Source organism: Enterococcus sp. DIV0755b (assembly GCF_051713765.1).
Lineage (GTDB): Bacteria > Bacillota > Bacilli > Lactobacillales > Enterococcaceae > Enterococcus_C > Enterococcus_C canintestini.
The window spans coordinates 196271-209961 of record NZ_JBIOQN010000001.1; the positions used below are offsets into that span (position 1 = coordinate 196271).

Sequence of the window (13691 nt, forward strand, 5' to 3'; positions counted from 1 at the left end):
GGGCCCCCTTCTGACTTCTACTCTGCAAGTTTTTCGAGTGCGTTATTTGCTGCCGCTTGCTCGGCTAATTTTTTCGATTTCCCTTGGCCTTTGCCAATTAAGCGCTCATCACAATAGACTTCTGTCCAAAAAATCCGTTCATGGGCCGGACCTTCTTCTTTAACAAGACGGTAGTCGATATGCACATCGCCGCCTTTTTGCAAAACTTCTTGCAAACGTGTTTTATAATCCATCTCATGTGAAAAAGCACCGGCTGCTACTTTAGGGAAAATTACCTTTTGAATAAAGCTTTTAACTGTTTCTAAGTCTTGATCCAAATAAAGGGCCCCTAAGAATGCTTCAAAAAGATCACATAAAAGTGAAGGGCGAGTTCTGCCTCCAGAATTTTCTTCCCCTTTACCTAGTTTAATCGCTTCATCAAAGTGACATTCCTTAGCAAAAGCAGCTAAACTTTCTTCCCGCACAATTGACGCGCGCATTTTCGTTAGTTTGCCTTCAGGTAAGTCGGGATATTGGCGGTACAAATACCGGGAAACCAATAATTCTAAAACTGCATCGCCTAAAAATTCTAAGCGCTCATTGTCGGCTAAATTCAAATTGCGATGCTCATTGACATAAGATGAATGGGTAAATGCTTGTTCTAATAACGAGACGTTTTTAAAAACAATCCCAAAATTTTCTTTTAACATAGTTTGTAATTGATTATCCATTACTGACAGTCCTTTTTAGGTTGGATTTTGTTTCAATACTCACCTTCTTATTATACTGATTTTCACGCGATTAGGAAATGTTATTCACGATATCTAAATCCTTTTAGCAATATCTTTTAATTCTTTTTTCTTTGGAGCTGGTAAACGGTTCAGCAAAAGTTTCTATCCATAAAAAAGACCGCGAATACTCGCGGTCTTTTAAATACTTATTTTAACGATTTTCAGCACTTACACCGATTGTAGCCCATGGGTAAGCGTCATATTGACGTTGGATTGAGTAATCCACCACACGGTCACTTACTGGACGCAATACATACATATACATTGTTGGAATTGCAAATGCTTGGTCAAACGCATATTCTTGCCATTCTTTGTACATTTCGACTTGTTTTGTTTCATCTAATGCATCTTCAGATGACATTTCTTTTAATAGTTTTGTGTTTTCTTCAGATTCAAAACGAGTGAAGTTAAATTGTGCTACTGTACCATACAAACCACTTGGATTTGGATCAAAACCAGTTGACCAACCCGCTTGGTAAACATCAATTTCAGGATCATCAGCACCTAATTTATCATAGAAGCTGTTTACTTCCATCAAACGGCCACCAGTTAATTGTACATCTAAACCAATTTTTTTCCATGATTGGATGTAGTAGTCAGCAATTGATTTTGCAACACCAGAGTTATCACGGAAAGCAAAGTTGATTGTTAATTTCTTACCATCTTTATCTTCACGTAGTCCGTCACCATCAGTGTCTTTAAAGCCAGCGTCATCTAATAATTTATTGGCTTTATCTACATCTTGTGTGTAACCTTTAAGATCTTTATCGTGTAAAGTAGCAAATGTTGGTACGATTAAAGAGTTCGCAGGAATTCTTAATCCAGCAAAGAAACGATCGCCGATAATTTTATTATCTAACGCGTAACCCATTGCTTGACGCAAGCTCTTATCAGCCATTTTAGAATTTTCATCCATTACGACTTTACCTTGGTCAGCATCCCATTTACCCAATTTGAAGCCAAGGTAGTCATAGGCGTTGTCTAATTGACCTAACATTTGGTAACCATCGTTGTCTTTCCAAGAGTCATAAGTGTTAGTTGGCATTTCAATGAACATGTCATATTTTTTAGATTTCATCGCTTCAGCAGCTGCAGCGGTACCAACTTTTGTCATCACAACTTTGTCTAATTTTGGTTTTTCACCATAGTAATGTTCGTTTGGTACAAATTCAACTGATTGACCAGCAACGATTTTATTAAATTTGTATGGTCCCATTGTAACAGGATTTTTACGAACCGGATCTGAACCTTCCATATCTTTAACTGCAATTCCGTCAAACGCATGTTTTGGCATTGCATAACCTAAGATTGGATCATTCCCACCTTGTAAAATTGAAGGAACAAATGTTTTAAATTTAATTTTGATTTCTTTATCGTTGACTTTTTCAATCCCGCTAATCGTATCTGCTTTGCCGTCATGATACTCTACCATACCTTCAATTTCTTGAATTGCATCGCTATAACGTACGCCAGTATACTCTTTGTCACCGATTACTTCATACGGGAAGATCATGTCGTCTGCAGTGACGTCTTTACCGTCGCTCCATTTTACGCCATCTTTAATGGTCATGGTAACTGTTTTATTATCTGGATCCATTTTTACAGTCGCTGCTGGATTGTCTTCTTTAATCTTTAAATCATCATCAACTGTAATCAATGTTTCTTGTGCCGGTTCACTAAAATAATCATCCAATGTAATTTGGCTGAAGGCGGGACTGAAAATACCAGTAAAGTCAGTATCTGATACGACAGCAACTTCTAAAGTGCCCCCATCAATTGCCTTTTTATCATTTTTTGTTGCCATTTCAAAAGATGTTGTTGCTGCTTTGTCGCTTGAACCACTATCATTGCTTGAGCTATTATCTGAGCCACCAGAACCGCAGGCAGCTAACGCGAAAATGCTAAACAATGATACCATACCCATGATTTTTTTATTCATTCCTTTTCCTCCCATACTTGTAATTAAAAATCTAAACTTTATACAAACATCTATAAAAGATGGTTATACCACAATTAGCCTAAGCGTTGTCTTGCATCAGCTGAGCGCTTGAAGGCTTGCCCAACGTAGTTAATTGATAACATTAATACTAAAATTAAAATGGATGCCGGTACCCAAACCCATTGTTTATTGACTAAGACATCAGAATCGGTCGCAAATGAAATCAACGTTCCCAAACTTGGTGTTTCATTTGGTAAACCAAAGCCTAAGAATGTCAATGTCGTTTCAATCCCGATATTACCAGCAAAGTTCATGGTTAAGTTGGTAATAATCAGTGAGCTCAAATTGGGCATGATTTCACGGAACATAATTTTGAAATCACTGGTTCCTAACGTTTTGGAAGCTGAAACATAGTCCCGTCTAACTTCTGATAACGTTTTGGCGCGGAAAAGTCGCGCTTTTGCCGTCCAATAAAAGGCACTCATAATAATAACCAAACTTAAAGCCGTGTAACGCGGAATAATTGTTACTAAGACAATGATGATTAATTGAATCGGTAAAATCATAACAAAATCGACAATACGCATGACGATCATGTCAAAAATACCGCCAAAGTAACCCGACATAATGCCAATTCCTACCCCGATAATGGAAGTTGCAATCGTAATTGCAAAACCGATAAAGATGGAGTTTCTTGCACCAATTACGAGTAGGCCTAATACATCACGGCCCCCATCATCAGAACCTAAAAGCAATTTGTTACCTTCCATCGAAACAGAGCCAGGGGCTAAGTAACGATCAATTGGATTAACCGTATTGACCAAACTTTGATCAAAAAACAGTGATCCGACAAATGCAAAAAGTAATAATAAAACTAAGACAATCAGTGAAAAAAGAGCCAAGCGATCTTTAATAAACTCGCGGGCAATCATTCGAATCCCCATTGGTGGAGCCGATACTTTTTCAACTGGTGCTGTTTTGACTGCTGTATTTTTTTCAGACATTCTACTATCCCCCTACCTACTGAATCCGGATCCGAGGATCAACAATACTCATCACGATGTCAGAAATCAATGTCCCGATCAAAGTAGCAATCCCAAAGATCAACGTCAACGCAGTGATGATAGCATAATCCCGTTGTTGGATACTTGAGATGAACAAGTTCCCAATCCCCGGATAGTTAAAGATACGCTCGATTACGACTGAACCGGAAATCAAAGCGACAATTTCATAACCCAATTGTGATGCGATTGGCAATGACGCATTTCGGAAAATGTGGCGTGTAAACACGCGATTGGTCGGAACCCCTTTAGAGCGGGCTGTCCGAACATAATCCATTTGTTTTGCATCGACAACTTCACTACGTAGGTATTGGATTGTAACTGCCGTACCCAGTAATGCTTGTACAATTGCTGGTAATGCCACGTGATATAACTCATCTAAAAAGTACCTGAAAGATCCGGCAGTAGAATTAATAGAGACACTCCCTGTTGTTGGGAACCAATCAAGACGATACCCAAAAATCAATAACATAATTAATGCTAAAACAAACACAGGAATGGCAAAACTAATGAAGTTATAGGCTACAACAAATTTATCAAACCAAGAGTTTTGATAACGACCTGCAAATAGCCCCATCGGTATCGCAATCAAATACGTCAAGATAACTGTCACGATCGCCAAACGAACTGTATTGCCAATTCGTTGACCAATAACGGTAGTAACTGCATATTTGTAGTTATAACTCACACCAAAGTCACCTTTTAGAGCATTTCCTACCCAGCGCACATATTGTTGTGGCCATGGATCGTTTAACCCAGCTTGCTCTCTTAATTCTGCGATTCGTGATGGTGAAGTAGTTGGACTAATCAACCCAGTAAAAGGATCCCCAGGCATCATTTTGGCTAACATAAAAATTAAAACACTCAAAATAATAACTTGAGGGATCATTAAAAGCACACGTCGTAAAATTGTTTTCCACATTTTATTTCGCCCCCTCATTCAATAATGCGACAGAATGCGTGTCGGTAATTTTCCGTAAGTCATACACGCGTCCAGTATTGTCGTAATAATCTTTTTGATTCTTGATGTACTCTTCTTCGACGCGGCGGCGATTTTCTTTATGGGCCTCACGATTTGGTACATCAATACGAGGGATGGCGGATAATAAACGTTTGGTGTAAATATGGCGGGGATCATTATAAATATCTTCCCGACTGCCAATTTCAACGAAGCGACCTTTGTACATAATCGCGATGTTGTCACACATGTGTTTTACCACGCCCAAGTCATGGGAAATAAAGAGATAACTTAAATCATATTGCTGTTGGATCCGTTTCATGAAGTTTAATACTTGCGCTTGCACCGATAAGTCCAAAGCAGAAACGGGTTCATCGGCGACAATTAATTTGGGATTTGTGGCAACTGCCCGCGCTACACCCAAACGCTGTCTTTGTCCACCTGAAAATTCATGGGGATACTTATACAACGCATCTTCTGGCATCCCAACGATATCCAATAATTCTTTGACCCGTTTTTTTTCTTCTTGATCACTTAAACGTTCAAAGTTACGCAATGGTTCTGCGATAATATCTAACACCCGTTTTTTCGGATTTAAAGAAGACATGGAGTCTTGGAAAATCATTTGGACGTCTTTGTTATAATTCATTTTCTTACGGGTACTTCTTTTTGTTACATCTTGACCATTATAAATAATTTCGCCACTCGTAATTTTTTCTAAACCCAAAATGGCTTTACCTGTCGTAGATTTGCCTGAACCTGATTCCCCTACCAGACCATACGTCTTACCTTTTTCGATGACAAAATCAACACCGTCAACGGCATAAACGTGATCTGTCACGCGGTTAAAAAAGCCGCTGCGAATTGGATAGTGGATTTTCAGATCTTTAATCGTAATTAATTCTGACATTTACACTTCTCCTTCGTCTTTAAAATGGAAGTGCTTGTAACAAGTACAACGCACCAAGTGATCTGGTCCAACTTCATGTAAGCTTGGATTTTCTTCGTGATCACTTGCTGGAATCCAAGGAATCCGTGGTGCAAAACGGCAACCTGTCCGTGGCATTTTCACCAAGGTTGGCACAATTCCTTCAATAACGTGTAATTCATTATCGTGGTTATCTTCTTGTGGAATTGAATTTAACAATGAACGGGTATAAGGATGTTGCGGATTGTTAAACAACTCTTCTACCGGCGCTACTTCCACAAATTGCCCCGCATACATTACCGCAACTCGGTCAGCCATTTCAGCTACAACCCCTAAGTCATGGGTAATTAAAATAATGCCGGATTTTGTTTCTTCTTGTAAATCTTTTAATAAGTCCAAAATTTGCGCTTGAATCGTTACGTCCAAAGCAGTCGTTGGTTCATCGGCGATTAAAATCGGTGGTTTGGCGGCAATGGCAATCGCAATAATCACCCGTTGACGCATCCCACCAGATAATTCATGGGGATATTGACGTCCAACCCGTTTAGGATTTGGAATACCAACTTGTTCTAATAATTCTATCGCCCGTGCTTGTCGTTGTTCTGCTGTCATATCAGTGTGATAAACCAAACCTTCTTTAATTTGGTCTTCAATTCGCATCAATGGATTTAAAGCTGACAATGGATCTTGGAAGATCATGCCGATATCGTTACCGCGAATTTTGTTATATAAAGTTTCATTTAAATTGGCTAAGTCCAAGTCTTTATAAAGCATCTCACCGGTGATTCGAGTGTTTTGCAAATCATGAAGACCCATGATTGTTGTAGCAAGTGTACTTTTCCCACAGCCAGATTCACCAACAATTGCTAAAATTTCGTTACGTTCTAAAGTAAAAGACACACCGTCCACAGCATCGTAGTATTCGTCTTTGATACGGAAGCCTGTGTGAAGATCTTGAACTTCTAATAATTGATTATCTTGTGACAATCCAATACCCCTCTTTCGCTATGCGGAGATTTTTTAGAAAATGTAAAAAAGCATGGGAGAGATGCTGTCTACTCCCAGTCTCTAATCACTTTCGCTAATATTTCTTAATAATTATATAGAAAGGTGTATCATAATGCAAGTTAAAGAGCTGTGAAAGCAGAATTTTCAGAAAACTCCCAAAATTAATTCTGCTTTCTACTGAATCTGAAGAAAATCTTGCTGTTATGCTAATCTTTCATAAAAATTAAAGCATATATTTTTGACACAATTTAGTCAATTTCGATTAAATTACCGTGATAAACCCACTACAAAAATTTTTTTCGGTTGAAAAAAGCACTTCCAATCTTCTTTTCAGGCGAAAATTCATGCAAAACAGTCTATTTTTTTGTATTTTTATCCTGCTAAAATTACACGATTAAACAACAACTTATCTCATTCTAAGATAAAAATATTTTTTACTAATTAACGAGTGTGAAAAATATTTTTCTTGCCATTACCTTATTGTTGCCTCAAAAATTAGTCTCAGACTAGCTAAAAAAAATTTCTTGTAATTACTAAAAAAACATAATTTATCTTTTATAAGCGTAAATACTAAAAAAGAGTAAAGAAAGTTTACTAAAAACTTTCTTTACTCTTTTAACTGACAAAAGTTACCCCAATAGGCCCCTTATGACAAATGGCTCGCAATATAATCGACTGCACTACCAACTGTTTCGATTTGTTCGGCATCCTCATCAGAAATCTCCGTACCAAATTCATCTTCTAATTCCAAGACAAATTCCATCACGCTAATGGAATCTGCATTTAGGTCGTCTTTGATGCTCATTGTATCCGTAACTTGATCTGCATCCACATTAAAATGGTTTGCAATCACAGCTGCAACTTTTTTAAATACTTCTTCACGCGTCAAATGTATTCACCTCCACGTTTATGACAATATCAAAAGATAGCTATCAAACATTTTAAGTGTTTCTTGATGCTTTGTCTAGCTTTTTTTGGGCGAATTGTTATTTTCACTGGTTTTTATTCCGCTGTTTTTTCAGCTCGCATTTCAAATTGGCTCACAAGCTGTGGGACCATTTCACTTTTTAACATCGTATGAATTTGACGAATTGTATAACTAACTGCTTCAGGACCTGTCGCACCATGAGTCTTTATAACTGGTGCTTTTAATCCAAATAAAACAGCGCCACCGTATTTGGCATAATCCATTTCGTTTTTCAAATTGCGCAAACCATCTTTTAAAAGTAAGGCGCCCATTTTGCCTTTAAAGCCTTCTGCTAAAATGGACTCTTTTAAAAGTGCCATCATATTTAAAGCGGTACCTTCAATTGTTTTTAAAACTGCATTCCCGGTAAAGCCATCTGTCACTACGACATCAGCTGCGCCATTTAACAATTCTCTGGCTTCGACATTGCCAATAAAGTTGATGCTGTCTTCTTTAGATAAAAGTTCAAAGGCTTTTTTAGTTAGTTCACTGCCTTTTGTTTCTTCCGTCCCATTATTTAACAATCCTACCCGTGGTTTTTTAACACCGCGGACATGTTGGGCATAAAAAGAACCCAAAATACCATATTGTAAAAGGTGTTCTGGTTTATTATCGGCATTGGCACCAAGGTCTAACATGTCAAACCCTTCTGATTTACCTAAGACCGGTAACGTCGACATCAAACCAGGACGTTCAATTCCTTTAATCCGGCCGACAATAAATAATCCAGCGGCGAGTAACGCCCCCGTATTGCCCGCTGAAAAAACGGCATCGGCTTCACCATTTTTTACCGCTTGAGCTGCTAGTACCATTGATGCTTGCTTTTTACGGCGAATCGCTTTTACCGGTTCATCGTCACTGTTGATCTTTTCATCGGTGTGAATAATTTTAACGTTTGTTTCATCGGTTACGTATTTTTTTATTTCTACTTCTTTTCCGTATAATTGAAATTCAATGTCAGGAAAATCTTTTTTCGCTAACATTACGCCTTCGACAATTGCTTTGGGGGCGTTATCGCCACCCATCGCATCTACTGCGATTTTCATCATTTCATTAGGCCTCCTAAGCTCAACTAGTGGGCTGCACTAAAAACAATACAGCTTTACGTATGCTACAAAGTATAGCATAATCAATCGAAAAATTGCGCGTCAGTCTGATTTTTTATTGCTTCTTGTAATCCTTTATAAGCAGGTAAGACTTGCCAATTTTTCATTTGCCATATCTTTTGGGCTTCACTACGGGCAACTTCCAAAATTGTTGCATCGGCGACTAAATCACCGGCGATAAATTGCGGAATTCCTGATTGCCTAAAACCAAAGACTTCCCCAGGTCCCCGTAGTTTCAAATCTTCTTCACTTAAGACGAATCCGTTGTTAGTTTCCGTCATAATTTTCATGCGGGCAGCTCCTGTTTCATTTTTAGGGTCTGCGACTAAAATACAATAAGAAGCCTTAGCTCCTCGACCGACGCGCCCTCTTAATTGATGCAATTGCGCTAAACCAAAGCGTTCGGCATCAATAATCAACATTACAGTCGCATTGGGCACATTGACACCGACTTCGATTACGGTAGTAGAAACAAGAATCTGCATCTGGTTTTCTTTAAACTCTGTCATGATGGCTTCTTTTTCTTGATTTTTCATTTTGCCATGGAGTAAACCAACTTGATACGCATCACCATAAAAGGCTTGTAAATGTTCATAAACTTCAGTCGCATTTTTTACATCCAGTGTTTCAGATTCTTCAATTAAAGGACAAATAACATACATTTGATGCCCTTGTTGTAGTTCGCGATAAGACCAATCCAATACACTATCCAACTGACCAGGACGTACCCAACGTGTCTCAATTGGAATGCGACCAGCAGGTAATTCATCAATAATTGAAACGTCCATTTCACCATAAGCTGTAATAGCCAACGTTCGCGGAATGGGAGTTGCTGTCATAAACAAGACATCTGGACGCAAGCCTTTTTCTCGTAAGATACGGCGCTGATTAACACCAAAGCGATGTTGTTCATCGGTAATGACTAAACCTAAATGTGAAAAGGTGACATCTTCTTGAATTAAAGCATGGGTACCAACTATGACATCAATTTCACCATTGGCTAATTGTTCCAAAATAACTCGCCGCTCTTTTGCTTTTGTTGAGCCGGTTAAAAGTGCGGTTGAAACCTCTAAAGGATCAAAGAGCTGATTCAAACTTTCCATATGTTGTTGGGCTAAAATTTCTGTTGGGACCATTAACGCCCCTTGAAAACCAGCTGTCAAAGTAGCGTATAATGCAATCGCTGCAACAACTGTTTTCCCGCTACCAACATCTCCTTGTAATAAACGCTGCATATGTTGGGGACTTTTTAAATCCGCACAAATTTCATTGGTCACCTTTTTTTGCGCTTGGGTCAATTCAAAGGGCAGACGCTCAATAAATCCTTTTAACCGTTTGACATCATATTGAATGGATAAACCGTTAATAACAGCTTTTTCCTTTTGCTTTAAAGCTTGTAATTTCATTTGAAATAAGAAGAATTCTTCAAAAACTACGCGGCGCTTGGCTTGGTGACTTTCTTCTTTGTCTTTTGGAAAATGCATAGCATACATTGCTTGCTGTCGATTTAGTAAACGATATTTTTCTCTTAAGGGTAGTGGTAAATTTTCTTCAATTTGACTGCCATATAGTTCAAAGGCTTGCCGAATTAAGTCAATTAAGGTTTTTTGTTTAATACTTTTATTGACGTGATAAATCGGAGCAAAATCATCATCGGTCCCAGAACCCAGAATTTTCATTCCTGTCATGGCTTTTCGTTTTGCATCCCATTTGCCGTAAACCGCCAACTCTTCCCCTAAAACTACTTTATCTTTTAAGTAAGGCTGATTAAAAAAAGAGACATTAAAAACCACATGATCTTGCATCATCCGAAATTTTAGCATCGATTTTTTATACCCGAAACGATTTACGACCGCAGGAGCAACAACGACGCCTTTTAAGGTAACCTTTTCTTGGTCAGAAAGCTCCGTTAAATCTCGTTCTTTAATATCATCGTAGCGAAACGGATAATACGATAACAAATCTTCTACAGTCAAAATTCCCAGACTCGCTAAATCTTGTGCTCGTTTTGGCCCCACACCTTTTAAATAAGCCACTTCTGTTTTTAATCCAGTCGTCATAATTTCACCTCACTTCACCTAAATTTACGCATTTACTTAAACATTATTTGCTATTAAAAAAAGTGAAACCAGTCTCACACAATGGGAGTAGCTGGTTTCACCGCTAAGTACAACTTTACTTTTATTCCGCAGCAAACAAGTAAGGATATACAGGTTGATTGCCTTCATGAATTTCAACTTCTAAATCTTCATGTTTAGCTAATAACGCTTCTGAGATTTTCTCAGCATCCTTTTCATTCGCTTCATCACCAAAAATAATCGTAATGATTTCTGTATCTGCTGTAATCATTTTTTCTAAGGTTGTCAAAGCAGTCTGCATTTGATCTGCATCTGAAATCACAATCTTCCCATCGACCATCCCCAAGAAGTCGCCTTCATGAATTTCGATTCCGTCAATATTAGTATCACGAATAGCGTGGGTTACAGAACCAGAAACAACATCTGCTAAAGCATCTGTCATTGCTTGTTTATTTGCTTGTAAGTCAGTTTGTTCATTAAAGCTCAACATCGCAGTCATCCCTTGTGGAATTGTCCGCGATGGAATCACCGCTACGGGAATTTCCGCAACTTCTGCGGCTTGATCAGCTGCCATAAAGATATTTTTATTATTTGGTAAGACAATCACTTTATCGGCATTAACTTTTTCAATCGCATCTAAAATATCCTGCGTACTTGGATTCATCGTTTGGCCACCAGAGATAACATAATTAGCCCCTAAACTACGGAACAATTCTGCTACACCTTCACCTGCGGCAATCGCAATTACGGCGTAAGGGACCCGCGGTAAATTAGCTGGTTCTGTGGCAAATTCTTCTACTTGGTGATCATGTTCTAAAATAGTTTCATGTTGCAGACGCATATTGTCCACTTTTACTTTAACTAATGCACCAAATTTTTGACCGTAGTTCATCACTTCACCCGGATGCTCGGTGTGAACGTGGACTTTGATGATTTCATCATCGTTTACAACTAATAATGAATCGCCTAAACCGTCTAAATAATTACGGAAAGTTTCATAGTCAAATTCACTATCAACAGTTGGGCCTTCGCCAATATTTACCATAATTTCAGTACAGTAACCAAATTTAATATCTTCAGTTGCTAACTGACCTTGCACGCTACGATGATGTTCTGCATTGACCATTTCATCCATCGCCGCTGGAGTCGGTTCAAATGTTTCATCGGCTTGATATTCACCGGTCAAAGCAGCTAAAAAACCTTCATAAACAAACAATAGTCCTTGACCGCCACTATCTACTACACCAACTTCTTTTAAAACAGGTAATAAATCAGGCGTTTTGGCTAAGGCACGTTTGCCACCTTTTACAACTGCTTTTAAAACTTCGATACAGTCATCTGTTTCAGCTGCTTTTTTTTCACCATATTCAGCTGCAATACGAGCGACTGTTAAAATTGTTCCTTCAACAGGCTTCATAACTGCTTTATAAGCTGTTTCCACGCCATGAGTAAAAGCTTGTGCTAAATCAGTCGCATTTAACGTTTTAACATCCGGAATTTGTTTAGAAAATCCGCGGAATAATTGTGATAAGATTACGCCAGAATTACCACGGGCGCCCATTAATAATCCTTTTGCTAAAACGTTGGCTAATTCCCCAACATTTTCTGATGCTGAATCAGAAACAGCTTTAGCACCACTGGTCATGGACATATTCATGTTGGTTCCGGTATCGCCATCTGGCACCGGAAAAACGTTCAACGAGTTGACATACTCTGCATTGACTTGCAGACGACTAGCACCAGCCTGGACCATTTCCTGGAATTGACTTGCGCTTATTTCCGTTACTTTCACTGATAATCCTCCTTAGAATCGATCCCTCAAAAGCTGATCTGCTGCCTAATCTGGCAGTACACGTACACCTTGAACGAAAACATTAACAGAATTAGCTGTTACGCCTAACATTGTTTCCAAATTGTACTTCACTTTTTCTTGTACATTGCGAGAAACTTCTGAAATTTTCGTTCCATAACTAACGATGGTGTAAACATCCACCGCAACGCCATTTTCTTCTTGCCGCACGATAACGCCACGGGAATAATTTTCTTTACGTAAAATTTCATTGATATTGTCTTTGATTTGACTTTTGCTGGCCATGCCAACAATGCCAAATACGTCAGTAGCTGCACCACCGACCACTGTGGCAATCACTTCGTTTGTAATTTCGATTGTGCCAGATGCAGTATTAATTTTTACAGCCATAAAAATAAGCCCCCTTAATTTAAGCTTTACAAAAATGTGTTCTTTTGCATTTCTTTACTTCATTGGAATATAACAAAAGATGGCGCTAAGTGCCCCATTTTCTTCTATAGTATTTTATCATAGCTACCCTTTAAATAAAAGAAAGAGCTAACGGCAATAAAAACTTTCACTAAGCCTGCAACGTTGTTTAATTTACATGTTTTAAGGGGAAAAGTCAATATTTGCTGGTAAATTTAGCTTGCATCTTTGTCTTATTTATGGTAAATTCAGTTAGTATGAGCCCTAATATGCGCTCCATATCAAGGCAAAGGAGGAACTAGTCACATGGCAAAAGTTTGCTATTTTACAGGTCGTAAAACATCAAGTGCAAATAACCGCTCCCATGCGATGAACGCTACAAAACGTACAGTTAAACCTAACTTACAAAAAGTGCGCGTTTTAATCGATGGTAAACCTAAAAAAGTTTGGGTATCAGCTCGTGCTTTGAAATCAGGAAAAGTTGAGCGCGTTTAATTGACACTAGATTACAATACACCGTCTACAATAACGTAGACGGTTTTTTTGTTTTCTTATTTTCTCTTTTTTCACAAAATTATATATTTTTCATACAATTTGACCATTTTCTTTTATGTTGTTATTGAATAATTACATATTTTTCTTTTATAGCTTGGAACAT

At 38.3% G+C, this 13691-nt stretch carries 12 protein-coding genes; 1 reads left to right on the plus strand and 11 read right to left on the minus strand.

Annotation, left to right across the window (positions count from 1 at the left end; translation table 11 throughout):
• Positions 1-17: 17 nt before the first annotated feature.
• From rnc to IGI65_RS01105, 11 genes are all read right to left on the minus strand, one after another.
• Entirely contained in the window at positions 18-710 is a 693-nt protein-coding gene (gene rnc / locus IGI65_RS01055) for a ribonuclease III (protein ID WP_438772977.1), read from the minus strand.
• Positions 711-921: 211 nt separating this feature from the next.
• Positions 922-2709 (minus strand): oligopeptide ABC transporter substrate-binding protein, encoded by a 1788-nt coding sequence (locus IGI65_RS01060; RefSeq protein ID WP_438772978.1) that lies wholly within the window; start codon positions 2707-2709, stop codon positions 922-924.
• Positions 2710-2783: 74 nt separating this feature from the next.
• On the minus strand, positions 2784-3713 hold the full coding sequence (locus tag IGI65_RS01065) for an ABC transporter permease (RefSeq protein ID WP_438772979.1): 930 nt from the start codon (positions 3711-3713) through the stop codon (positions 2784-2786).
• A 16-nt stretch (positions 3714-3729) separates the two neighbouring features.
• The gene (gene opp4B, locus IGI65_RS01070) at positions 3730-4692 is read right to left on the minus strand and encodes an oligopeptide ABC transporter permease (protein WP_071864240.1); all 963 of its coding nucleotides are present in this window, start codon (positions 4690-4692) and stop codon (positions 3730-3732) included.
• Between the two features lies 1 nt (position 4693).
• A complete protein-coding gene (locus tag IGI65_RS01075) occupies positions 4694-5638 on the minus strand; it encodes an ABC transporter ATP-binding protein (RefSeq protein WP_071864239.1) in 945 nt (314 codons plus the stop codon).
• Positions 5639-6643 (minus strand): ABC transporter ATP-binding protein, encoded by a 1005-nt coding sequence (locus IGI65_RS01080; RefSeq protein WP_438772980.1) that lies wholly within the window; start codon positions 6641-6643, stop codon positions 5639-5641.
• A gap of 667 nt (positions 6644-7310) precedes the next feature.
• The gene (acpP, locus tag IGI65_RS01085; RefSeq protein WP_071864237.1) at positions 7311-7553 is read right to left on the minus strand and encodes an acyl carrier protein; all 243 of its coding nucleotides are present in this window, start codon (positions 7551-7553) and stop codon (positions 7311-7313) included.
• 113 nt (positions 7554-7666) lie between these two features.
• The gene (plsX, locus tag IGI65_RS01090) at positions 7667-8677 is read right to left on the minus strand and encodes a phosphate acyltransferase PlsX (RefSeq protein WP_438774398.1); all 1011 of its coding nucleotides are present in this window, start codon (positions 8675-8677) and stop codon (positions 7667-7669) included.
• A gap of 83 nt (positions 8678-8760) precedes the next feature.
• Positions 8761-10797: an ATP-dependent DNA helicase RecG gene (gene recG, locus IGI65_RS01095; protein WP_438772981.1), complete on the minus strand. Its 2037-nt coding sequence runs from the start codon at positions 10795-10797 to the stop codon at positions 8761-8763.
• 121 nt (positions 10798-10918) lie between these two features.
• On the minus strand, positions 10919-12607 hold the full coding sequence (locus IGI65_RS01100) for a DAK2 domain-containing protein (protein ID WP_438772982.1): 1689 nt from the start codon (positions 12605-12607) through the stop codon (positions 10919-10921).
• A gap of 45 nt (positions 12608-12652) precedes the next feature.
• A complete protein-coding gene (locus IGI65_RS01105; protein ID WP_016173550.1) occupies positions 12653-13015 on the minus strand; it encodes an Asp23/Gls24 family envelope stress response protein in 363 nt (120 codons plus the stop codon).
• Between the two features lie 324 nt (positions 13016-13339).
• Here IGI65_RS01105 and rpmB point away from each other — a divergent pair, with 324 nt between their 5' ends.
• Complete coding sequence (rpmB, locus tag IGI65_RS01110) at positions 13340-13528, plus strand: 50S ribosomal protein L28 (protein ID WP_016173549.1); 189 nt, start codon at positions 13340-13342, stop codon at positions 13526-13528.
• Positions 13529-13691: the final 163 nt, after the last annotated feature.

What these genes read in the sequence shown, in the direction of transcription:
- rnc (WP_438772977.1), bottom strand. Translation starts at nt 710, where the DNA reads ATGGATAATCAATTACAAACTATGTTAAAAGAAAATTTTGGGATTGTT.
- IGI65_RS01060 (WP_438772978.1), bottom strand. Translation starts at nt 2,709, where the DNA reads ATGAATAAAAAAATCATGGGTATGGTATCATTGTTTAGCATTTTCGCG.
- IGI65_RS01065 (WP_438772979.1), bottom strand. Translation starts at nt 3,713, where the DNA reads ATGTCTGAAAAAAATACAGCAGTCAAAACAGCACCAGTTGAAAAAGTA.
- opp4B (WP_071864240.1), bottom strand. Translation starts at nt 4,692, where the DNA reads ATGTGGAAAACAATTTTACGACGTGTGCTTTTAATGATCCCTCAAGTT.
- IGI65_RS01075 (WP_071864239.1), bottom strand. Translation starts at nt 5,638, where the DNA reads ATGTCAGAATTAATTACGATTAAAGATCTGAAAATCCACTATCCAATT.
- plsX (WP_438774398.1), bottom strand. Translation starts at nt 8,677, where the DNA reads ATGAAAATCGCAGTAGATGCGATGGGTGGCGATAACGCCCCCAAAGCA.
- recG (WP_438772981.1), bottom strand. Translation starts at nt 10,797, where the DNA reads ATGACGACTGGATTAAAAACAGAAGTGGCTTATTTAAAAGGTGTGGGG.
- IGI65_RS01105 (WP_016173550.1), bottom strand. Translation starts at nt 13,015, where the DNA reads ATGGCTGTAAAAATTAATACTGCATCTGGCACAATCGAAATTACAAAC.
- rpmB (WP_016173549.1), top strand. Translation starts at nt 13,340, where the DNA reads ATGGCAAAAGTTTGCTATTTTACAGGTCGTAAAACATCAAGTGCAAAT.